At 60.8% G+C, this 22,119-nt stretch carries 17 protein-coding genes; 8 read left to right on the forward strand and 9 right to left on the reverse strand.

The genetic code is table 11. From position 1 onward, the window contains the following. Nucleotides 1-114 precede the first annotated feature (114 nt). The 5 genes from J3P96_RS13385 to J3P96_RS13405 all read left to right on the forward strand — a co-directional run bounded on the left by J3P96_RS13385 (nucleotide 115) and on the right by J3P96_RS13405 (nucleotide 6,018). Nucleotides 115-1,167, forward strand: coding sequence for a putative 2-aminoethylphosphonate ABC transporter ATP-binding protein (locus tag J3P96_RS13385; RefSeq protein ID WP_434657871.1), 1,053 nt, complete (start codon nucleotides 115-117; stop codon nucleotides 1,165-1,167). Between the two features lie 13 nt (nucleotides 1,168-1,180). After that, nucleotides 1,181-2,884: a putative 2-aminoethylphosphonate ABC transporter permease subunit gene (locus J3P96_RS13390; RefSeq protein WP_434631306.1), complete on the forward strand. Its 1,704-nt coding sequence runs from the start codon at nucleotides 1,181-1,183 to the stop codon at nucleotides 2,882-2,884. A gap of 21 nt (nucleotides 2,885-2,905) precedes the next feature. Next, nucleotides 2,906-3,733, forward strand: a complete 828-nt coding sequence (gene phnX, locus J3P96_RS13395; RefSeq protein WP_434657873.1) for a phosphonoacetaldehyde hydrolase — start codon at nucleotides 2,906-2,908, stop codon at nucleotides 3,731-3,733. Nucleotides 3,734-3,764: 31 nt separating this feature from the next. After that, the gene (locus tag J3P96_RS13400) at nucleotides 3,765-4,784 is read left to right on the forward strand and encodes a putative 2-aminoethylphosphonate ABC transporter substrate-binding protein (RefSeq protein ID WP_434657875.1); all 1,020 of its coding nucleotides are present in this window, start codon (nucleotides 3,765-3,767) and stop codon (nucleotides 4,782-4,784) included. Nucleotides 4,785-4,860: 76 nt separating this feature from the next. Then, nucleotides 4,861-6,018, forward strand: coding sequence for a TIGR03364 family FAD-dependent oxidoreductase (locus tag J3P96_RS13405; RefSeq protein ID WP_434657878.1), 1,158 nt, complete (start codon nucleotides 4,861-4,863; stop codon nucleotides 6,016-6,018). A 52-nt stretch (nucleotides 6,019-6,070) separates the two neighbouring features. Here J3P96_RS13405 and J3P96_RS13410 read toward each other — a convergent pair whose 3' ends face one another. The 8 genes from J3P96_RS13410 to J3P96_RS13445 form a co-directional block, all read right to left on the reverse strand. Next, nucleotides 6,071-6,769, reverse strand: a complete 699-nt coding sequence (locus tag J3P96_RS13410; protein ID WP_434657880.1) for an outer membrane protein — start codon at nucleotides 6,767-6,769, stop codon at nucleotides 6,071-6,073. A gap of 73 nt (nucleotides 6,770-6,842) precedes the next feature. Next, entirely contained in the window at nucleotides 6,843-7,319 is a 477-nt protein-coding gene (locus J3P96_RS13415) for an SRPBCC family protein (RefSeq protein WP_434657883.1), read from the reverse strand. Nucleotides 7,320-7,378: 59 nt separating this feature from the next. After that, a complete protein-coding gene (locus J3P96_RS13420; protein WP_434657886.1) occupies nucleotides 7,379-10,792 on the reverse strand; it encodes a beta-ketoacyl synthase N-terminal-like domain-containing protein in 3,414 nt (1,137 codons plus the stop codon). A gap of 87 nt (nucleotides 10,793-10,879) precedes the next feature. Beyond that, a complete protein-coding gene (locus J3P96_RS13425) occupies nucleotides 10,880-11,713 on the reverse strand; it encodes an acyl carrier protein (RefSeq protein ID WP_434657888.1) in 834 nt (277 codons plus the stop codon). 82 nt (nucleotides 11,714-11,795) lie between these two features. Next, a complete protein-coding gene (locus J3P96_RS13430) occupies nucleotides 11,796-13,577 on the reverse strand; it encodes an FAD-dependent monooxygenase (RefSeq protein WP_434657890.1) in 1,782 nt (593 codons plus the stop codon). Between the two features lie 3 nt (nucleotides 13,578-13,580). Continuing rightward, on the reverse strand, nucleotides 13,581-14,192 hold the full coding sequence (locus tag J3P96_RS13435) for an HAD-IB family hydrolase (protein ID WP_434657893.1): 612 nt from the start codon (nucleotides 14,190-14,192) through the stop codon (nucleotides 13,581-13,583). Then, nucleotides 14,182-15,687: a class I adenylate-forming enzyme family protein gene (locus tag J3P96_RS13440; RefSeq protein WP_434657895.1), complete on the reverse strand. Its 1,506-nt coding sequence runs from the start codon at nucleotides 15,685-15,687 to the stop codon at nucleotides 14,182-14,184. Before J3P96_RS13440 ends, J3P96_RS13435 begins: the two co-directional genes overlap by 11 nt. A gap of 67 nt (nucleotides 15,688-15,754) precedes the next feature. Then, nucleotides 15,755-16,771: an SDR family oxidoreductase gene (locus J3P96_RS13445; protein WP_434657898.1), complete on the reverse strand. Its 1,017-nt coding sequence runs from the start codon at nucleotides 16,769-16,771 to the stop codon at nucleotides 15,755-15,757. A 444-nt stretch (nucleotides 16,772-17,215) separates the two neighbouring features. Between J3P96_RS13445 and J3P96_RS13450 the strand changes: the two genes are divergently transcribed. Beyond that, complete coding sequence (locus J3P96_RS13450) at nucleotides 17,216-17,812, forward strand: TetR/AcrR family transcriptional regulator (protein ID WP_434657900.1); 597 nt, start codon at nucleotides 17,216-17,218, stop codon at nucleotides 17,810-17,812. A 320-nt stretch (nucleotides 17,813-18,132) separates the two neighbouring features. Beyond that, nucleotides 18,133-19,383, forward strand: coding sequence for an MFS transporter (locus J3P96_RS13455; protein ID WP_434657904.1), 1,251 nt, complete (start codon nucleotides 18,133-18,135; stop codon nucleotides 19,381-19,383). Between the two features lie 5 nt (nucleotides 19,384-19,388). Here the strand turns inward: J3P96_RS13455 and J3P96_RS13460 are convergent, their stop codons facing one another. Continuing rightward, nucleotides 19,389-20,354: a LysR family transcriptional regulator gene (locus tag J3P96_RS13460; RefSeq protein WP_434568406.1), complete on the reverse strand. Its 966-nt coding sequence runs from the start codon at nucleotides 20,352-20,354 to the stop codon at nucleotides 19,389-19,391. A 293-nt stretch (nucleotides 20,355-20,647) separates the two neighbouring features. On the opposite strand from J3P96_RS13460, the gene argH reads away from it, so the two are divergent. Then, complete coding sequence (gene argH / locus J3P96_RS13465) at nucleotides 20,648-22,075, forward strand: argininosuccinate lyase (protein WP_434657907.1); 1,428 nt, start codon at nucleotides 20,648-20,650, stop codon at nucleotides 22,073-22,075. Nucleotides 22,076-22,119: the final 44 nt, after the last annotated feature.

The following is a 22,119-nucleotide window of genomic DNA, read 5'->3' on the forward strand; positions in this document are numbered from 1 at the left end:
CTACACAAATCCGCTGATGTCACTATCGGCAGCTTTTAGCCAACTGCAATCAAGCCTTCGTACTGCCTGCCTACCATGACCCTCGTCGAGCTGACAGCTCATCGAGGTTATGTCATGACAAGAACACCTTCCGTAGACCTGCAGATACGCGACATCCATAAAGGCTTCGGCGCCTTCAAGGCGTTGGACGGGGTATCGCTGGAAATCGCCGCCGGTGAGCTGGTGTGCCTGCTTGGGCCTTCCGGCTGCGGCAAGACCACCTTGTTGCGCTGCATAGCGGGCCTGGAACGGCAAGACCGCGGCACGATCATGATCGGCGCGCGGGATGTCTCCGCCCTGGCACCGCAGGCTCGCGACTACGGCATTCTGTTCCAGTCCTATGCGCTGTTTCCCAACCTGACCGTGGAGCAGAACATCGGCTACGGATTGGCGGGCAACCACCGCGAGACGATCCGCAGCCGGGTGGGTGAGATGCTGGAACTGGTCGGGCTGTGTGGCAGCGAGAAAAAATATCCCGGCCAGCTCTCCGGCGGCCAGCAGCAGCGGGTGGCGTTGGCCCGCGCCCTGGCTCCGGCGCCCTCGCTGTTGCTGCTCGATGAACCGATGTCGGCCCTCGATGCCCGGGTGCGCGAGCACCTGTGCGGCGAGTTGCGTCAGCTGCAGAAACGCCTGGGGATTACGACGTTGATGGTCACCCACAACCAGGACGAGGCGATGCTGATGGCCGATCGCATCGCGGTGATCAATCAGGGCCGCGTGGAACAGTTCGCCAGTGCGCAACAGATCTACCGCGCGCCGGCGAGCGCCTTTGTGGCTGATTTCGTCGGCCAGGGCAACTGGCTGCCTTTCAAGCGCGGGCACGACGGACAGGTTCGCGTCGGCGGGCTCAGCCTCAGCGTGGAGGCCGCTGACGTGGGGCGCAGCGGTCGACTTTTCTGCCGTCCGGAAGCCATCCGGATCAACCCGTTGACGCCCGAAGCCAACCTGTTCGATGCGCAACTGCGCGAGCTGACGTTCCTCGGCAACCGCTGCCGGCTGAGCTTCGAGCTGGACGCATTGCCCGGCCACACCCTGCTCGCCGAGCTGGAGCCGCAGGCCATGCCCGGGTTGCCCCAGGCGCGGCTGAAAATCGCGCTGCCGGCCCATAGCCTGCAGGTGTTCAATTGATATGCAAAACACGATGATCCTCAAGCCGACCGCAGTGCAGGCACCTCAGGTGCCCGGTGACCTCGCAGACCGATTGTTCATACGCGGCGGTCAGTGGCTGCTGCTGGTGTTGCTGGTGCTGGCGGTATTGCTGCCATTGCTCGCCATGCTGTGGCGCGCCTTCAGCGGTGATGCCGGCCAGGGTGGCGGCCTGCAAGCGACGTTGACGCTGCTGGCCAGCGCTAATTTTCGCTGGCTGCTGGGCAACAGCCTGACGGTTTCAATGACCGTCGCGCTTATCGTCGTGCCGCTGGCCTATGCGTTCGCCTACGCATTGCAGCGCACCTGCATCGTCGCAAAGCCGGTGTGGCGGGGCATCTCGCTGCTGCCGCTGCTGGCTCCCTCGATGCTGCCCGGCATTGCGCTGATCTATCTGTTCGGCAACCAGGGGCTGCTGCGCGATTTCAGCGCCGGCAACATCTATGGTTTCTGGGGCATTGTCCTGGGGCAGGCGATCTACACCTTTCCCCATGCCATGATGGTGCTGATGTCGGCGCTGGCGCTGGCGGACGCACGGCTGTTCGACGCGGCCTCAAGCATGGGCGCCTCGCCATGGCGGGCATTTCGCACCATCACCTGGCCCGGCAGCCGGCAAGGGGTGTTCGCGGCTTTCTGCCTGGTGTTCACCTTGTGCATCACCGACTTCGGCGTGCCGGTCACGGTCGGCGGCGACTATCAGGTGCTGGCGCTGGAAGCCTACAAGTCTGTCGTTGGCCAGCAGCAGTTTGGTCGCGGCGCGCTGATCGGCATGATTCTGCTGCTGCCCGCATTGCTCAGTTTCGCCGTGGACATGTGGCTGCGCCGTACTCAACGCGACGCCATGGGCGGCCGCGCCCAGGTGTATCACCCGCAACCGTCGCGGGGGCGGGATGCAGCGTTCCTGAGCGTCACGGCACTTATCGGCGGCGTTCTGCTCGGCGTGTTCGGCATGGCAGTGTACGCATCGCTCGTGCAGTTCTGGCCGTACGACCTGTCCCTGTCCTTGGACAACTATGCCTTCTCCGAACTGCCCGGCGGCTGGCTGGCCTATCGCAACAGCCTGCTGCTGGCGGTGTGCAGCGCGGTGTTCGGTAGCCTGGCGATCTTCACCGGTGCCTACCTGATCGAGAAGACCCGGCAGAGCGCATTGACGCGCACTCTGCGGCTGCTCAGCTTCGTCCCGATGGCTGTGCCCGGGCTGGTGCTGGGCCTGGGCTACGTGTTCTTTTTCAATCTGCCGGGCAATCCGCTCGGCAGCCTCTACGGCAGCCTGGCTTTGTTGGTGGTCTGTACGGTCGCGCACTTCCTGACCACCGCGCATATGACGGCCAGTACCGCCTTGCGCCAGCTCGACGATGAGTTCGAGGCCGCCGCCCTGGCGCTGAAAGTCCCGCTGGTTCGTCACTTCCTGCGGGTGACGCTGCCCATTTGCCTGCCGGCGTTGCTCGACATCGTTCGTTACCTGTTCGTGTCGGCGATGACCACGGTCTCAGCGGCGATTTTTCTCTACAGCCCTGACAGCGTCCTGGCTGCGGTGGCCGTGCTGAACATGGACGACGCCGGCAACGTCGGCGGGGCCGCCGCGATGGCGACGCTGATCCTGCTGACCTCGGCCAGCGTATCGCTGCTGCTGGCAATGCTGTCGCGCCGCCTGCTGCGCCGCTCCCAGGCCTGGCGCCAGCCGGCGCCGGGTCTTTGAAAACTTTTTTTGGAGATTCTGATGCACTACCAAACACCAACTCGCCTGCAGGCAGCGATTCTCGATTGGGCCGGGACCGTGGTGGACTTCGGTTCGTTCGCGCCGACGCGGATTTTCGTTGAAGCCTTCGCCAGCTTCGACATCGAGATCAGCCTGGAGGAAGCCCGTGGCCCGATGGGCATGGGCAAATGGGACCACATCCGCACTTTGTGCAACCAACCGGGCGTGGCGGAACGGTTTGCGCGCCGGTTCGGGCGCGCACCGAGCGATGACGACGTGACTGCTATCTATGAGCGCTTCATGCCGCTGCAGATCGCCAGGGTCGCCGACCACTCGGACCTGATTCCCGGCGCACTGGAGAGCATCGCCGTCCTGCGCCAGCGCGGCCTCAGGATCGGCAGTTGCTCAGGCTATCCGCGGCAGGTGATGGACAAGGTTGTCGAACTGGCCGCCGCCAAGGGTTACAGCCCCGATCATGTGGTCGCCACCGACGACGTGCCCAAAGGCCGGCCAAGCCCGGCGCAGGCATTGGCCAACGTGATCGCCCTGGGCCTGGACGATGTCGCCGCCTGCGTGAAAGTCGATGACACCGAGCCCGGCATCCTCGAAGGCCGCAGGGCAGGGATGTGGACCGTGGCACTGAGGTTTTCCGGCAATTTTCTCGGCCTCGACTGGGAGCAGTTCCAGGCTCTGTCGGCGCCGCAGCTGGCGGCCGAGCGCGAGCGCATCGACGGCTTGTTTGCCGCAAGCCGTCCGCATTACCTGATCGACACGATTGCCGAACTGCCCGCCGTGATCGACCACATCAACACGCAACTGGCCCGCGGCGTATTGCCGTCCCATGCCTGAAAAACTTCACTGACTGACACGGAGCCGTACCATGTCCAAACGCACTGCCTGGGCCGCCGGCCTGCTTGCCGCCTGTGTTCTGCAGGCCCATGCCAATACCGAACTGACCGTCTACACGGCCCTCGAAGTCGAGCAGCTCAAGGCCTACAAACAGGCCTTCGAGCAGCAAAACCCGGACATCGAGATCAAGTGGGTGCGCGATTCCACCGGCATCGTCACCGCCAAGCTGCTGGCGGAAAAGGATCGCCCCCAAGCCGATGCGGTCTGGGGTCTGGCAGGCTCGAGCCTGGCGATTCTCAAGCAGCAGGGCCTGCTGGACGCCTACAGCCCGGCGAACCTCGGCCAGATTTCCGCCCAATACCGCGACGCCGACACGCCGCCCACCTGGGTCGGCATGGACGTCTGGGCCGCCGCCATCTGCTTTAATACGGTGGAAGCGAAAAAGCTCGGCCTGCCCAAGCCCACCCGCTGGGAAGACCTTGCCAACCCCGTGTACCAAGGCAAGATCGTCATGCCCAATCCGGCGTCGTCCGGCACCGGTTACCTGGACGTCAGTGCCTGGCTGCAGACCTTCGGCGAGACCAAGGGCTGGGCCTACATGGACAAGCTGCACGCGAACATCGGCCAGTACACGCACTCCGGCTCCAAGCCCTGCAAGCTGGCCGCCGCCGGCGAGTTCCCCATCGGCATTTCGTTCGAATACCCAGCCATCCAGCTCAAGCGCAAAGGCGCGCCGCTGGACATCGTCCTGCCTGCCGAAGGCCTGGGCTGGGAAATCGAAGCCACCGCCATCATCAAAGGCACGCCGAAGCTGGCGGCTGCCAGAAAACTCGCTGACTTCTCCGCCAGCTCCGAGGCGATGCAGTTATACAAAGCGAACTTCGCGGTCCTGGCGCAACCGGGCATCGCCGAACGCCTGCCCGAGCTGCCGACGGACTACGAACAACGCTTGATCCGCAATGATTTCGCCTGGGCGTCGGAGAACCGCGACAAGGTGCTGGCCGAGTGGCGCAAGCGTTACGACGGCAAGTCCGAGCCGGTCGCCAAATAAGCTCTGTTCTGTACTGTTCACAGGCTCGGCTGTGTCGAGCCGGGCCTTATCCGTTGATGGTTTTCAAGGAGTTTTCATGTCTGAGCACGACTGTGACCTGCTGATTGTCGGCGCCGGCATTCTCGGCCTGGCCCACGCCTGGGCTGGCGCCAGGCGCGGCCTCAAGGTCAAGGTGTTCGAGCGTAGCCATACACCCCTGGGCGCCTCGGTACGCAACTTCGGGCAGGCCCTGGTCGGCGGCCAGGCGCCGGGTGTCATGCTCGACCTGGCACGCCAGGCGAACGGTTTGTGGAAAACGCTGGGCCAGGCTGCCGGGCTGCACATGCATCAGCAAGGCTCGCTGCTGTTCGCCCGTACGGAAGCCGAAGAAGCGCTGCTCGAAGCGTTCGTGAGCGGGCGGGGCGCAGCATTTGGTTATCGCACCGAGCTGTTGCGTGGCGACGCGTTGGCGGCGCTTTACGATGGCCGTTTTGCCCATCACCGCGCGGCATTGCTCGGCCTCGACGATCAACAGTTGTATTCCCGCGAGGCACTGCCGCAGATCGTCGATTACCTGGCCCGGGCATTGGGCGTCGAATTCCATTTTTCGACGCTGGTCCGCGATGTCGAATCCCACCGTGCGCTCACCAGCGCCGGACGCTTTACCGCGCGGCACATTGTGGTGTGCTCGGGCCATGACTATCAGACGCTGCTGGCCGAGCAAATCGCCGGGCTCAACCCGCAAGTGTGCGGCTTGCAAATGCTCCGCGTACGGCCGCGCCAGCCCCTGGCGTTACGCCACGCGTTGCTCACGGGGCTGAGCTGCGTGCACTACGGCGCCTTTGCCGACCTGCCTGAAGCGCAGGCCATCCGCACGCAGATCCGCACGCACCAGCCAGAGCTCGAAGCCCATGGCATCCATCTGCTCATCAGTCCAACCCCCCACGGTGACCTGATCATCGGCGATTCCCACGTCTACGGCAGCGACATCTCACCGTTTAACGCCGAGCAGGTGGACCGCATCCTGATTAACCTGGCGCAGCACACCCTGGGCGGCGAGATCGATGTACTGGAACGCTGGCAGGGTGTGTATGGCGCGCGGGGGCCGGGACCTTTCAGCGTGTTTTCGGCTGCGCAGGGCGTCACGGCAGTGCTGATGCATACCGGCTTGGGCATGAGCGTGGGACTGGCGCTGGGCGAACGGACGATCGCCGCAGCGCTGGGGGAGGGGCCGTGGCAAAGCTCGGCGGCTTGACGTCGCCGAGGAGGGCGCCTCGTCGAGGCAAGGCGCCGGTCTGGCTGCCGATTCAGAGCCAGTAACGCAGGCCCAGCATCACCGATTGGGCTTCATATTCGGTGCTGACATCGCCTTGGGGCAGCCGTTCGATGTCGCCGAAGTGCGCCTCGCGCGTTTTCAGGCAGCGGTAATCCAGGGACATCGACCAGTTTTCGTTCAGCTCATAACCCACCCCGGCACCCAGTTGGTAGGCCGAGACGGTGTCGCGGTGAGTACCGCCGAACTCCACGCCACCGGCTTCCAGACCGCTGACCGTGAGGGTGGCGTAACCCAGGCCGCCGCCCAGGTAAGGGGTAAACCGGTTGAAAGGCGCGGGCAGGTTCAAGACGTCGTACCAGAGGTTGACCATCAGGCTGGCCGCTTTCTCTTCGCCTTCGCCATCGATGCTCCCGCCGCCCTCATAGACCCGGTTGTTGAACTGGGTCAGGGTATTTTCGCGATAACCGAGTTCCACCTCCGGGCGCAGCCCGACCGGGAAACGCCAGCCTAACGCCAGGCCGGTGGCGTAGCCGGAATGGAGCGGCTGGTTGAATTCCATCTCGACGAAATCCAGGTTGTTCTGGTTGAGGTCCTGCGCCGATACCCAGTTCAGGCCGCCCATGAGGCTGGCGTAGGGGCCCAGCGTGTCGGCGAAGGTGGACGTCGGGGCGACAGCGCCCATGCCGATGATGCCCATCACCAGGTATTGAGTGTTTTTCAGTAAGTTCATGCTCGGTCCGAAGTGTGCCGTTATTCAAAAGATTGCGAGAGCCGGCGCGCGCGGCGCTGACGTCGCGAACAGGTCATACGAGGTGCAGATGTGCTTGCGCTTTGTCGCGCTCCGGGGCGTCGACAGCGTTGGCGCGTTGTTCGGTAAGGGCTCTGAGATTGCCCAGCGCCGTGGTCATTGCCGTCGTCAGCATTTTGCGCAGGAGGCCGCGGTACACGAAGCTCAACGGGCCGGAGATCCTGGCGCTATGGATGACCTGGGTTTCGTCCGGAGACAGCCTGCGCATCCGGTGGTCGAATTCGAGCCGTATCCAAAGCAGTCTCGCGCTGTTGCGATAGCTTTCCTGCGGTTCCACGGCCAGTAGCCTCAACGGCATTTTCAAGCCATTCCTGAGTACACACTGACCCGCGGTTCCCGCCTGGAACGGGCCCTCGAGTTGACAATGGCTGACGTCGGTATCCCAGAGCGGGGCTTCCTGGAAATTGCTCCAGATCTTCCAGATTTCCGACGGTGGTGATTTGACTATGAGTTGAACCTTGACATCGTTCACGGCGACACCCTGTCTGTTGCGGGCACACTTGTGCCCCTGAGTTTGATCAACGCCCGGCCTCAGGCAGCAGGCGCGGCCTGGCTCAATACTTGAGCGGTGATATTGGCTTGGCCGATCTTTTCGCCCCGGTTGAACAGGTCGATATGGATACGGTTGGTCTTGAATGATTGAAGCTGCGTCCCGAGGCTCGCTTGCGGAGCGAGTGACAACGGGCTGTTCCGCGGAATTGGCCGGTCCAGGGTGAAACTCAGGGCCAGCAGGTTCATCGGGGTGTTGAGCGGAATACGCAGATGACCGTGGGCAATCTGCATGTAGCACTGGCGGGCAACCTCGAGGAAATACACCATCGAGAAATGCTCGGGATCGCCCTCGTGGAAAAAATGCCCATCCGGCAGGCTGACCGTGTCCACGCTCAGCCCCTGGGCGAGGCTGCTCATGGCGCTGACGATGACATTTTCCTCCCGAGCCTTGTGCAGCAGGGCCTTGTCGACACAGCGCGCGGCCGTGAACTCAGCCGCCGGCGAGGTCTCGAAGGCCGAGCTGTAGGCCATGCCCAGAACGCAGGTACACATGACTTTTCCAGCCTGCATGACGGTTGCCTGAAATTCCTGGCCATCGTGGCCTTGCTCCAGGCGCAGGTCGATCACGTCCTCCTTCTGGACGTATTGCTGGAACTTGATGCTGAGCGTCTTCACGTAGGCGACGCGACCATTCAGCGGGGGCATGGCCAGTTCGATCAGTTGCATCACCCCTTCGAGCAACAGGATGCCGGGGATGTGATCCAGCGGATGGTCGAAGAAATACGGGTGACCTTCGTCTACCACCAGCCGTGCCCGCAGCGAACGCGGCTCGCGCTGGATGTGGGAAATCACCACGTGTTCCGCTCGACGCTGCCAGGGCGCCGGGCGCTGGGTACGAGCCCCCCGGTGCAGGGCGAACAGCCCCTCCATGGCCCGGACTCGCACCCGCAACCCGGCCAGAACCGTGCTGGTCAGCATGTCGCTGAGTTGCAACACATCGACGCCGTCGTGTTGTGGTTCGCGGACGATTTCGCCGGCATGCACCGGCGTGATGACCTGCTGCAGTTCATGGGGCTCGTGGGCAAAGCGCAACGTGAACGGGTGTTTGATCGCAGGGGCGGGGCTCGCCGTCGCGGGGTTCCATTCGCGCAGTTTTTCAGTGAACAGCCACATCACAACCTTACCGGCCTCACGCACCTCGATCACCGTGTGAGCCGCCGAGCTCATCGTCACCGACAAGAGCGTTTCGATGCCGCAGGCTTCAGCCAGAAAACCGGTCATCTCCTGCAACGACCCGTCCACAGGGACGTTATCGGGCTGCAGCTCACAAACCTCTACCACCGCGTACTGGGCGCGCTCCTCGCCGGCCAATCGGCACGCTTCGTCCAGCGAAGCCGCGGCATGGGCGAGGACCGCTGCGCGAATCACCAGCAGGGGCGTGTCCGTTGAACCCGCTCGATAAGGACGCAGCGCAAGCAGCCCGAGCCCTTCACCTTGCGGCGTAGCGCTGCGGCGAGCACGGTCGACCTCGATTTCGCCGCTGATGAAGCGGCCGGCTCCGAGCAGCAGCGTCGTGATGCCGTCCTCGAACCATTGCCGAGATGCCAGCAGGGTTTGCCAGAACAGTCCTGGTGAGCCGGCCAGGGTCTGATGGAAACCCTTGAAATCGAAAATCTGCGCCGGGTAGCCGGACAACATGTTTGGCAACATGGTTGCCACGTCGGTCACTTCCACGCCCGGCGGGCTGCCTTGGGCCCGTGAATAGAATTGCTCTGCACTACTGTAGGCATTGCTGAACCGCTCCCCGCCCATGTTGCAGCACATGACCATTGCCGTACCGGCCGATCCGGCAACGCCTGGCAGGCGCCGCAACAGGTGATTGACGCGGTCGGTGATCAACAGTTTGAAGGGATCGACGTGGGCCAGGGGCTTTGGCCCCATGCCAAAACCGTCGATATCGATGACGCGGTCCTGAGCTAGGAATCTTCCCGACAAGGGCCCGGCCGAGGCCCCCTTGCCATCGACGAAACGCCCGTAAGGGAAAGTGACCGGTGGGCTAGCCGGTTGCTCAAGCCGCCGTTTGAACGAGTGCAGTGAATCGCAACCGCCCAGTGCGGCTTCCGCCTCGACTATCGCCAGGTCCAGGATCTGCACGCCTGAAGCCACCAGCGCGCGGGCAGGGAGGCCATCGGGCACATATTCATCCACCACCAGATGGGCGTTGGCGCCACCGAAGCCGAAGCTGGAAATGCCTATGCGGATCGGCGATTGACGATCCTCCAGTGGCTGGACTCGCTGTGTCGCCAGGCGCAGGCAGGTGTCGTCGACTTTCAGACTGGGACGGTAGTCCGGCTGGGGTGGGATGCCCTTGTGGCGCAGGATCATCAACGCCTTGGCCAGCGAAGCGCCTCCCGCCGCAGCCAAGGGATGGCCGATAACGGACTTGATCGAACCGATGGCGATTTTTTCGTCGGCGCTGCGATGGGCAGCGAAGAAGCTGTTCAGCGAGGCCAGTTCGGTCGCATCCCCTAACGGGGTGCCGGTGCCGTGGGTTTCGATGTAATCCACGCGGCCTGGATCAAGGTCCATGTAAGCCCGTTGATAGGCGCGATACTGGGCCTGCCTGCCCGGTGCAAACACCGACCCTTCGGCACCATCGGCGGAAAGCCCCAACCCTCTCAGCACGCCCAGCGGCCGGCGTCGGGCCTTCAGGGCATCGGCCACGGGCTCGACCAGAAACGCCGTGGCGCATTCGCCCGGCACAATACCGTCGGCATCCTCGCCGAACGCCTGCATGCTGGCCCGGGCGGAAAAAGCCGTCAGCTGGGAGAAACCGAGGAACAATGCCGGGGGCAGAACGGTGTTGAGCGCCATGATGATCGCCTTGTCCGCCTGGCAACTGTTGAGCAGAGCCTTGGCCATGTCGATGGCATAGGGGAACGAACTGCAAGCGGTGTCCACCGATAAGGCCGGGCCGCCCAAGGCAAAAGCGCGCGCCAGCCCGGCTACCTGTTCACCCGGCGTGAAACCGGATGGCGTGTCGGTACCGCCGGGCACTGCCGTGGCGAAATAACTTTCATCGCTCCAGGACGTCGCGACCACCAATGCGGTTCGCTCGGTATTCAATACCGTGCCTTGCGCCGCGAGTTCGGCAAAAAGCGTCTGGAGCACGTTCTTGCCGATCGCGACCTGCCGACCTTCATGACGGGAAGGCGTCGATGGGTCATCTGAAAGGCAGAATGCGCTGTCCAGGTAGACACGATCCTTTTCGCCGGCCTTGCTCGAAAATATCGACGCCTTCTGCAACCCCCAGCGCGCCGGCATTGCCTGGATGGGCGCTATGCCGCCCTGCGAGAGCAAGTGCCAAAGTGCGTCGGTGGACGACGCCCCTGGAAATTCGCCGGCCATTGCGCTGAAGCACAACTCGCCCGCTATCGTTACCGCGCCACTCATACCCTGTCTCCTGATTGCCTAAAAGCGGGGTGACCTGGCGATCACCCGGTGTCCATTCCATGTGCGGGCAGCGTGTGCCGTCGGGGCTCAGCCCATTCTTGCCAGAAGCGCCAGTGCGTCTTCCGGGGTACGACGCGACATCAATGCCTCACCAGCAAACTCACTGACGGGGCACTCTTGCGCCATTGATTGGCAAAGGGCTTGCCGGTCGAAACCGTTGAGTCCCAAATCGGTAAAAGGGGTGTTGACGTCCAGTGACTGCGGTGCGTCCGAAACCAGCGGTGAGAGAGCGTTGAACAGCACCGCGCCGAGCTGCGTCTGCGCATCGGCGGAGCCAGGCAGCGGCGCCTCGGAAGGTGCGGCAGGCGGCTTCGGATCGGTTTCAAGCCTGGCCAGCAGGGCCGTAGGGGTGAGGGCGTCGAAGAGTTCCGAGGTCTGTTCTTTCTTGTCCGGGAAGTGCTGGGCCAACGACTCGAAAATATCAACCAGCCCTAGCGAGTCGATGCCCAGGCTTTCGAAACTTCGTTCGAAGTCGATTTGCTCGTTTTTGAAGCCAGTGACCGAACTGATCTCGGCGCGCAACCATTGCTCATAGCTGAGGGCGACAGGTTCCTCCGTCGAGGGGGCGGCGGCCAACACGGTCGAGTGTGCAGGCACGGGCTCCAGCGTTGCGACGCTTCTACCAGCAGCCGCCTCGATGCCATGGGCATAGACGCCTTCCAGCACCTGCTGGTGGGCATTGAAATAATGGGCGGTGACCGATTCAGCCTGTTCCAGCAGGCGCATCAGGATCGATTCCTTCGCCATGTTGGATTCGCAGAGTGAATCGATGATTTTTTCCGAGAGGGAGAAATAGCTATGGGCTATTTTCCCGTTGGACACGATGAATTCCTGCACAACTTCATTGAGTTGCAAGCGCATGAGGTTCTCCTTAACCGTAAATCGGTAGGTGTTTTAGACGAGCATCGAAAGTCGTGGGCCCGGGCAGGGCGCCGTCAAGCAATCAGTGAGCGGTTGCGACTGGCCGCTGGATTTGCACTGCCTCGCTTGTCGGGGAGGCGGTTTCCCTTGGGGCCTTGAGCAATCCGGACCTTACGCTCAGGTACGTCACGAGTGTCATCGCGTCGGCGCCCTGGAACGCGATGTACCCGTCAGGACGAATCAGCATCAGCGTGCCTTCGCTGGCGTGATAACGCTTGTGCAGCCTCCAGTCGGGGTCGAGCAATGTCGAGTGCCATGCCGGCAGTTCCGCGCTGTTGAGGGCGTCGACCACGCAGTAGGCCTTGATGCCCGGATAATCTTTTTCTACTGACTCGGCCAGTGCATAGTGGCCTGGCAAGATGGGAGAAAATTGATCCGCCGCGGTGAAGATCAACAACGTGTACGTCCCGTGGAACAGGTCGATCAAGCGCGCCGGCAGCGCCCCTTGCTGTTGCCAAAGCTCGACATCGGGTGCCAGTTGCCCCGCGCGAGGCACCGGCGGCTGGAACGCCGTCCGGGCTCCTTTCCTGGCCCAGTTGCGGCGTTGCTTTTTCGTCAGCGCCTCCTGGATGCAGTCACTTTTGGCGTAATGATACTGATGGCCGGAGATCATCGAGGGCAGTTTGCGCTGGACCTTGGGCCTGCTGCTCAGCAGTGGCAGGACGTTATCTCGCAGCCACACCAGGGCCCGTTGCCTTACGGTGATCAACCCGGTCAACCGATGCGCGGTCTTCTCGACTTCCAGGGCCACCGGATAACGTTCCTCGTTGTAGCTGTCGAGCAGTGACGGATCCGCCAGGCCTTGATCGACATAGGCGATCTTCCACGCCAGGTTGTAGGCCTCGGAGATTCCCAGGTTCATCCATTGGCCGCCGATCGGGCTGCCGATATGCGCAGAATCGCCGACCAGGAACACCGAGCCCTGCTGCAATGACTGCACCCGGCGATGCTGGAAAGAGGCAATGGTGGTGGAGGAGATGTTCGACAGGGTCATGTTCTGCCCACGTCCCTCGCACAGCCGCTGGAAGTTCTCCAGGCTCAAGGAGGGGCGCTCGCCTTCCGGTGGCAAGTCGTAGGGCATCTCGATGAACAGCCGATAACGCGATTGTGCGCTGATCGGCGCAACCGCCACGTACCCATCCTGCGCGCCAAGAAAAAAAGCGCCTTCGTCCTTGCTGCCGGACCACTCGATGTCAGCGTCGGCGAGCATGAAAAAACGATCGTAGGACGATCCCTCGAAAGTCATCTCCAGGCGTTTTCGGATGTTGCTGCGAGCACCGTCACAGGCCACTGCCCAGCGGCTGGCGCAAGATTCCTCGCGACCGTCGCCATGACGCAGCGTGACCTGTACGGACTCGGGCTGGTTCTCGATGTCCACCAGCTCGGTGTTCCATTCGACTTCCACGCCCAGCTCAGTCAATCGTTCCAGCAGGATCTTTTCCGTTTGCGGCTGCGGCAGGCTGAGGAGCATGGGATAGGTAGCATCCAGGCAGGAAAAGTTGTAATTAAGTACCCGTCGGGCGTTGGACTGCACCGAAAACTGATTGATGGTAAAACCATTGTTGATGGCCTGGTCGGCGACGCCGAGGTCGCGGAAAATTTCCAGGGTCCTGGAATGGATCGCCATCGCCTTGGTCGCGGTGGAGGGACCGGCGTTTTTTTCGATGATGCGAAAAGCGACGCCCCATTTCTGCAACATGATCGCCAGCGACAAGCCGATAGGGCCGGCGCCTACGATCATTACCGCCGGCGCCTTGCCCGGCTGTTTGTAATGCGCGGGGACGAAAGTGCTCAGAGTATTCATCTGTCAGTACCAGTTTCTATAGAAGGGAGAGTTGGCAACGCTGAGCAGGGCCTCGTCGCCTGACGAGTCGCCATAGGCGTAGATGAAGAAATCTTCAAGGTTGCCAACGCAGCCTTCCAGGCGCCTGACTTTCTCCCCATCGACACAGTTGGCTCCCGATATGCCCCCGGTCAGCTTGTTCCGGGCCGTCGCCAGGCGCGTGCCGCACACGTAGTCGAAACCAACTGCCTGCCCCCATGGGATCAGGTAGTTCTCTGGCGAATTGCTGACCAGCGCCGTGACGTGTCCCATGGATTGATGCCATTTCAGCCGACGCAGCGCTTCGGGCCTGAGCCAGAGCGGCAGCTGTTCGCTGATGAAGTACCTGGCATGTTCGCGCTCCTGCTCGACGCTCAGGCCTCCCAGATAGCAGGCGATAAACGCCAGTCGCGCCTGCATCAGCGGTGTGATTCCCAGGATCACGCTGAGCATTTTTGGCAGCAGGGGGATGATCCTGAGCCAGAAGGGCCGGGTTCCGACGATAAAACGCATGTAGCGCCAGAAGGTATGCCTGTCGGTCAATGTGCCGTCGAAATCGAAAACGGCCAGCACCGGTCGCGTGTGATCAGCGTGCATGAATCTCTTCCTTGAGCGGGACAATCTCTATGTTCCTGGGTAGTTTGAAGGCGGAAAGGTAACGGGCGAGCAGGGTGGATACGCTGTTCTGGCTAAGCTCTGCGCTACCTTCCACAGACAAGTGCAGTACGTTGATGGCTTTATGGTCCGGGACGATGTAGGCCTTTGCCCGCACTGCACCGGGATGCTTGAGGGCAATGGACTCGATTTCTTCCAGGTCGATCATCTGCGCTTTGATTTTCGAGATACGCAGGCGCTGGCAGCAGAAAAATACGTGCCCGTCGTCGTCCTGCCAGACCAGGTCGCCGGTGTGGAACCAGCCGTCACGGAAAAACCGCGCATTTACCTGCGGCGCATCGTCATAGCCCGGGATAACCATTGGGCCGCGTACCAGCAGCTCGCCGATACGTCCCACGGCCACGTCGCGCCCCTGACCATCGACAATTCGCAACTCGACACCACTGATCGGTTGGCCCATCGCACCGCGATGCACCTCGCCGACCGAACTCTGGACAATCACCGGCATGCTTTCCGTCAGTCCGTAGCCCTGCAATACAGGGCCGCACCCCAGCAAATCGCCAAGCTTTTGCGCTTCATCCGCCGGCAGATGGCTGCCGCCGGAATAAATCATCAGTTGCGGATGCAGCGGCAGCCGTGGGCCCTTGCGTTTGGCCAGTCGGGTATTGAAGTAGCGGATGACATCCGGCACCAGGCAGGCAAAGGACACCTGGTGCTCGGACAAGACTTGCGCCAGGTCCCTGTTGAGCAGGCTGTTGGTCATCAGCAGCGTAGCGCCGATGCTGAGCGGGAAAACCATCATCACGGAGAGGCCGAAGATCGCGTACAGCGGCAGGGTCACCAAGTGGACCGACCCAAGGCCTTGAGGGTGAAACTGCTCGTGCAAGCCGTCGCTTGACTGCGTCAGGTCCAGATAACGATGAGAAACAGCCAGCGGCATGCCAACGCCCCGATACGTGAACTGTACCGAAACGACCGGGTTGCCTTCAGGCAGCGGCAAGGGCCAGAGCTGATGCGGAAGATCAGAGGCGGCCGTTGCGTTTTCGGGCAACGACAACGGTTGCTCATCGGCGGTGCGGACGACGAGGCAACGGACCGACTGAAAGACTTCGCGGTGTTGCTCGAACAACGAATCGGTCGTGACGGTCAATGCGGGCCCGGCGAGGCCCAGCACGTTGCTCAGTTCGTACGTCGTCAGCTTGTGGTTAAGGATGACGGGGATAGCACCATGGCCAATGATCGCCAAATAATACGCGATGAAATCCACCCCATTGGGCAAGACAAGCGCAACTTTCTCTGCGGACGACACCCCAAGGGCATGGAGCAAACCGTTGCACGCTTCGGCCTTGTTCAGCAAGTCGCGGTACGTGAAGGTTTCTTCCGCATCGAGATTCCTGATAGCTATGGCGTCGGGGTGCAAATCCGAAAAACCGACAAAGCGATGCAGGAAACCTTCTTTACAGGTAAGGCTTTTCATTCCACCAACCTCTCAATCCTTGAAGTCATGGCCAGATAAATAAGTACTGCAGAGGCAGGCTAATTTTTCAGTTGAGCTTTATGTAGTTGTTGTTCCGATACCAGTCCAGCGTATCGGTCAGGGTTTCAGTAACCGGGCGGAACGCGCATTTCAGTTCACTTGAACTTTTGCTGTGGCTGAAATGAGTCCGCCCTTGTTCCTGCTCAATGAGCTTGACCGTGGAAGTACTGATAAGCACCGGCTTTTTAGTAACCCGGTAATAAATTTCATAGGCGAAAGCAATAAGACGCAGCATGAACAACGGAACAGGCCGTTCCGGTGCCTTTATCCCGCTGACGTTGGCCAGTGCCCGAAAGATAGTCTTCATGTCCATATGATTGCCGGCAGCCAGATAACGCTCTCCCGATCGGCCACGTGTTATCGCTGCGATTTGATGTTCCGCCACGTCACGGGCGTCCACGACTGAAAAACTCCCGGGAAGAACCCCCGGCAACTTTTGTCCTACGAAATCCAGCAGGAACTGACCTGACGAGGTAGGACCGATGTCGCCTGGGCCAAACATCCAACCGGGTAAAACCATCGCCACGAACATGTCCGGATGCAGCGATAAGAACTCCTGGACCTTCTGTTCAGACAGGATCTTGCTCAGGTAGTAATCGTCTGCCTCGGACTCGTCGCGCGACATGGTCTCGTCGATTACCTGATCGCGGTTTCCCTTCAGTACCGCGATGGAGGAAGTGTGGACCGCACGGCGAATGCCCGCGGCATAGGCGGCCTGCAACAACCGCTCGGTGCCGGTTACATTGGTGTCGTAAAGCTTTTGCCAATGCTTTCCGCCTTTATAGCTGTCGCGAAAATAGGCCGCTGTATGAAACAAGGCATCACAGCCTTCAAGGGCATGGCTGAATGCATCAACATCAAGCATATCGCCCTGGACAAGTTCGACGGGCAGGCCGTCGAATTGCTTCTTGGCTTTTTCAATGGAACGTACCAGCGCCTTTACTTTGATGTCTCGTTTTAAAAGTGCATGGACGACATTGTTCCCAAGCAGGCCTGTAGCACCTGTAACAAAGGCATATTCCATTAAAATCCAGCTCCTGTGAGATAGCCTGCTCGTGCAGCTTCGTCGCTGAACAGGCGTTGGATGACCCAACGGCGCCAGTAAAAACCATTCGGTATCTGGAAATCAAGCGGTATTTCACTATCGAGTGATAGCCGAGGTTTCTGGGACGGGCCTGAGACGCAATGTCTCAATGAGTTCGCCAGGCTGATGACGCCATTTTTCCGGCATGTGGGCGGTTTTTTCCCCAAAGGGGGCAGGGCAGTGGTCGCTCTGAATCCGTTGCATTTCGATGAAAACCGTCACCTTGCTTTCGTCCGATCCAGCCAAAAATAGGCGGCGATTACATGCCAGATTTAAAACTTTAAATGCAAAGGACGGGTACGGATGGTAAGGTGCAAACATCTGATTCACTGAACTGTTTCATCTAGTTACAAACAAACATATTGGGCCAAAGGAGCCGAGGGCGTGATTAAAAAAAGATTAGGTCGCGAGGAAAGCCAACAAATAACACGAGACAAGTTATTTGATACCGCCACTGACCTCATGATCAAAAAAGGCTTTCACGCCGCCAGTGTCAATATTATCTCTGAAGAGGCAGGTTATTCGAAAGGTGCGTTCTTTTCCAACTTCTCAAGCAAGTCGGAACTGCTCCTGCAACTGACCCAGCGTTTCAAACGGGTTGAAATAGACCGCTTGGGCGAGACGTTGGCCGCGGGTTATACCGCAGAGCAACTCGCGCACGGATTGAACGCCTACATCGATACACTTAAAAACAATACGAACTGCGCCATCCTCGACGCCGAAATGCAACTGATCGCGTTACGCGATGAAGAGTTCGCAAAGCATTACTACGATCTGCATGAAGAAAACAGCGAGGCGCTGGGCAAGCTGATCACTATCATTTTCAACCATGCCGGCAAGAAACCTCCGTTGGCGCACGCAGCACTCGCGAAGACTTTCACGGCGCTGTCGGAGGGTTTGATATTGCAAGGACATAAAGATCCAGCGGCGGAAATCAAACTGGTGCTCAATTCGCTCATTGAAACGGCGGAGCCATTGTAGGAATGCAAGCTGGTCAGGCAGTCGGCGATCAGCGTGAAGCGTTGGCAGGCCGTCTTTTGCGGAGCGTCTTGAGCCAGACGGTCCGGGTTCAGGTTCCGGGGAAAGCCAGAGCTGCCGTGAGTACTGAAAAGGAGCCCGGCATGGCCGCCAAGGCGAAACATGTTGTTACGCATAATGTATATTATGTTAAACGAGATGTTTACGTCCGGCGTTTAGAATCCGGTTCCGCCCCCCCTGCAACTAATCCCCACCGCACCGGTCTCTAACCTCGCCGAGGTTGAGTCAATTTCGCCGAACCTCACATCGTAAAGACTCCCCCCGTGACTGCTCATCTGGATCGCCGCAACAACCTGTCGCTGGACAGCCTCAACTTCTTTCTCGCCGACGTGCGCGACGGCCTCGGGCCGTATCTGGCGATTTACTTGCTGGCGGTGCATCAATGGGACCCGGCGAGCATCGGCGTGGTGATGACGATTGCTGGCGTCGCGGCCCTGATCACGCAAACGCCCGCTGGAGCGCTGGTCGACAGCAGCCGTGCCAAGCGCGCGTTGATTGTGATGGCCGCGCTGGTCGTGACCGCCAGTTGCCTGGTGTTGCCCTTCGTCTCGTCATTCAGCCTGGTGGCGCTTACGCAGGCCTTGAGTGCGGTGGCAGCATCGATTTTTGCCCCGGCCATTTCGGCGATTACCCTGGGCATCACCGGTCCTCGCGCTTTCACTCGGCGAACCGGGCGCAACGAGACCTTCAACCATGCCGGCAACGCCTGCGCGGCGTTGCTGGCCGGTTTGTCTGCTTACCTGTTCGGTCCGGTGGCGGTGTTTTACCTGATGGCGGTCATGGCGCTGGCAAGCGTGTGTGCCGTCGCGTTCGTCTCGGCTGAAGCCATCGACCATGATCTGGCTCGCGGTCTCGAACCTCTTGGCACCGATCACCCTCAGCCCTCCGGGTTTGCCGTGTTGCTCAGCCACCGGCCGTTGTTGATGTTTGCGGTTTGCTGCGCGCTGTTCCACCTGGCAAATGCCGCCATGCTGCCGCTGGTGAGCCAAAAGCTTGCGCAAGCCAATCTGCACATGGCCACCCCGCTCACCTCCGCCTGCATCGTCGCGGCGCAGCTGGTCATGGTGCCGATGGCGCTGTTGGCTGGGGCCAAAGCCGATCAGTGGGGGCGCAAGCCGCTGCTGTTGGCGGGTTTTCTGATCCTGCCGTTGCGTGGTCTGCTCTATACCTTGGCGGATGATCCGTACTGGCTGGTGGCGGTACAGCTGCTCGACGGTGTCGGCGCCGGTCTTTTCGGCGCGTTGTTCCCGGTTATGGTCAAGGACCTCACGCTCGGTTCCGGCCATTTCAATATCAGCCTCGGCGCACTCACAACTGTGTTTGGCCTCGGTGCGGCGTTGAGCAACGGTCTGGCGGGATTTGTGGTTGAAGCGGCGGGATACGATGCGGCATTCCTGACACTTGCCGGGGTCGCCGGAGCGGCATTTTTGCTGTTATGGGTTGGGGTTCCGGAAACCATGCAGCGTTCTGAAGGCATCAAAGTTGTTCGAGTCGAGATCAGCCCAGGCGCCTAGAGCAGTCAGACCGGAGCCTTCAAATCCACGCCCAGTGCTTGGGCAAACGCCTTGACCAGCGGGCTGCGCACTGTGTTGTGACGCAGGATCAGACTGAACGGGGTGACGATGTTGATCAGATCCGGCCGTACCGCGCGAAACTCGCCCCGCGCCACCATCGGCGCGGCGTAATGCTGGGGCAGGAATCCCAAAAAACGCCCCGTTTTGATCAGCAGCGCAACGGCCTCTACCTGGGTGGCCGAGGCAGAAAAACTGTCGTAGTGAGCAAACTTCAGTTTGTCGCGATGAATCGCGTAACGATGGTTGATGCACTCGTGGGCCTTGAGCACATCCTCGCCCATGTCCGCCTCTGCCATGCTGAATAACGGGTGGCCGAGGGCGCAATAGACTTCCGAGCGTTCTTCGTACAGCTCGTAGTAGTCGAACTCCTCGCGTTTTTGATAGATCGGCACGATTCCCGCCACCAGCCGCCCCTCGACGACGCCTCTTTCAACCTCGTCGAGTTGGCTGGCCTGAAGTTGAAACCTGACCTTCGGCGATTGTTCGTTCATGCGCCTGAGCGCGGCAACTAACGGGGAGTTTTCGTCAGAGATCGTATTATCAATAACGCCCACGCCCAGGTCACCGACAAGTTCGTTTTGCGCTGAACTAAGGCGATCGCGAAAGTTGTCGACCGAGGCAAATAAATCGATTGACGCCTGATACACCAGGCGCCCCTCTTCCGTCAGGTGAAAGCCCTCGCGACCGCGTGTGCAGAGGCGCATGCCTATGCGGATTTCCAGGTCGGAAATCTGCTTGCTGATGGCAGCCAATCCCACATTCAGCTCATTTTGCGCGGCACTGAAGCCCCCTGCCTCGACCACGGCCTTGAACACTTTGAGCAGTTTGAAGTCCAGCCCGCTGAGGGCTAGCGGTGCCCGTTGCGGCATTTTCGGCGGCGGGTTTCCGGAATTGGAAAGTGGGGTTTCCATAATGCTTATTTACCTCTGACGCCCAATTCAACAACCTGTGCCCACAACAAAAACACGCTGGCCTAATAATAATGAACACAGAAAACCAGGCTTGGCAACCGCCAATAAATCCAGAACATCAGTGCCAAGGCGCTGATCGCAAAACATTAAAAGCTGACACTTCGATCAGCACTCGCACCGATGCAACTGCCCTCTTGAAAACTGCTCTGGCCTGACTTCGTTCGCTTGTTTTGTGGCGATGTTGCGGCCTGGAGTACCCGTTTCAGTTCGCGTTACCGACGAGGAAAACAACAATGTCCCAACCCACCGACCGTCTCTGGGGGGCGCGTTTCAAAAGCGGCCCTTCCGAAGCCTTGGCGGCCCTCTCCCGTTGCCCTGAACGCTACTTTCGGCTCACCCCGTACGACCTCGCCGGCTCTAAGGCCCATGCCCGGGAATTACAGCGTGCCGGACTGCTGAACGAGCAAGAAACCCTGACGATGCTCGACGCGTTGGAGCGCATCGGCACGGACTACCGCGCTGGCATCATCGCCCCGACCCTGGACGATGAAGACGTCCACACGTTCATCGAGCGGCTGCTGACCGAACGCCTCGGTGCGCTCGGTGGCAAGCTGCGGGCCGGGCGTTCGCGCAACGACCAGACGGCTAACGATCTGCGGCTGTTCCTGCGTGACCACGTACGCACCCTGGCCGTTGAAGTGCTGGGCTTGCAGCAAGCGCTGGTGAACCAGGCCGAGCAGCACATCGAGAGCATCTGCCCCGGTTTCACTCACCTGCAGCAGGCACAGCCGATCGTGTTTGCCCATCACCTGCTGGCCCATGCCCAATCGATGCTGCGCGACGTGCAGCGCCTGGTGGACTGGGACGCGCGCACTTCGCTGTCGCCACTCGGTGCGGCGGCCATGGCCGGTTCGGCGATCGCTCGTTTACCTCAGCAGTCGGCGAAGGAAATGGGCTACAGCGGTGTATGCGAGAACTCCATCGATGCCGTGGCCAGCCGCGATCACGTCGCCGAGTTCCTGTTCATCGCCAGCATGCTCGGCATCAACATTTCGCGCCTCGCCGAAGAATTCTGCCTGTGGTCGTCGCGGCAGTTTCGCTGGATCGCGCTGGACGATGCCTACGCCACCGGCAGCTCGATCATGCCGCAGAAAAAAAATCCCGACATCGCCGAACTGGCACGGGGCAAGGCGGGTCGCCTGATCGGCAACCTGACCGGGCTGCTGTCCACGCTCAAGTCCTTGCCACTGTCCTACAACCGCGACCTGAGCGAAGACAAGCACGGCGTTCTCGACAGCGTCGACACCTTGCTGCTGGTGCTGCCGGCCATGGCCGGAATGGTGGCGACGATGAAGGTCGACGTCGAAGAGTTGCGTCGCCAGGCACCGCTGGGTTTTACCCTTGCCACCGAAGTCGCCGACTGGCTGGCGGTGCGCGGCGTGCCGTTCAAGGAAGCTCACGAGATTACCGGTGCGCTGGTCCAGGCTTGCGAGAAACACGCTATCGAACTGTGGGAAGCCTCCCCGGCACTGCTGGCGGAAATCGACCCGCGTCTCACCCCCGAAGTACGCGAAAGCCTGACCCTGGAAGCTGCCATCGCCGCCCGCAATGGCTGGGGCGGCACCGCGCCAGAACAGGTGCGTGAACAGCTTGGCCGGCTGAAAAGCGCCCTCGCCGCTCAGCGGCGCTGGACCGAGGACTATCAGGGCTTTCGCCTTTGAGTCGCGGTCAAACCTGTGGGAGCGAGCTTGCTCGCGATTACGGT

Origin of the sequence: Pseudomonas sp. R3-56 (assembly GCF_051132075.1) — a bacterium.
Taxonomy (GTDB): domain Bacteria; phylum Pseudomonadota; class Gammaproteobacteria; order Pseudomonadales; family Pseudomonadaceae; genus Aquipseudomonas.

Coding starts and splice junctions, on each gene's coding strand:
- J3P96_RS13385 (WP_434657871.1), top strand. CDS start 115: ATGACAAGAACACCTTCCGTAGACCTGCAGATACGCGACATCCATAAA.
- J3P96_RS13390 (WP_434631306.1), top strand. CDS start 1,181: ATGATCCTCAAGCCGACCGCAGTGCAGGCACCTCAGGTGCCCGGTGAC.
- phnX (WP_434657873.1), top strand. CDS start 2,906: ATGCACTACCAAACACCAACTCGCCTGCAGGCAGCGATTCTCGATTGG.
- J3P96_RS13400 (WP_434657875.1), top strand. CDS start 3,765: ATGTCCAAACGCACTGCCTGGGCCGCCGGCCTGCTTGCCGCCTGTGTT.
- J3P96_RS13405 (WP_434657878.1), top strand. CDS start 4,861: ATGTCTGAGCACGACTGTGACCTGCTGATTGTCGGCGCCGGCATTCTC.
- J3P96_RS13410 (WP_434657880.1), bottom strand. CDS start 6,769: ATGAACTTACTGAAAAACACTCAATACCTGGTGATGGGCATCATCGGC.
- J3P96_RS13420 (WP_434657886.1), bottom strand. CDS start 10,792: ATGAGTGGCGCGGTAACGATAGCGGGCGAGTTGTGCTTCAGCGCAATG.
- J3P96_RS13425 (WP_434657888.1), bottom strand. CDS start 11,713: ATGCGCTTGCAACTCAATGAAGTTGTGCAGGAATTCATCGTGTCCAAC.
- J3P96_RS13430 (WP_434657890.1), bottom strand. CDS start 13,577: ATGAATACTCTGAGCACTTTCGTCCCCGCGCATTACAAACAGCCGGGC.
- J3P96_RS13435 (WP_434657893.1), bottom strand. CDS start 14,192: ATGCACGCTGATCACACGCGACCGGTGCTGGCCGTTTTCGATTTCGAC.
- J3P96_RS13440 (WP_434657895.1), bottom strand. CDS start 15,687: ATGAAAAGCCTTACCTGTAAAGAAGGTTTCCTGCATCGCTTTGTCGGT.
- J3P96_RS13445 (WP_434657898.1), bottom strand. CDS start 16,771: ATGGAATATGCCTTTGTTACAGGTGCTACAGGCCTGCTTGGGAACAAT.
- J3P96_RS13460 (WP_434568406.1), bottom strand. CDS start 20,354: ATGGAAACCCCACTTTCCAATTCCGGAAACCCGCCGCCGAAAATGCCG.
- argH (WP_434657907.1), top strand. CDS start 20,648: ATGTCCCAACCCACCGACCGTCTCTGGGGGGCGCGTTTCAAAAGCGGC.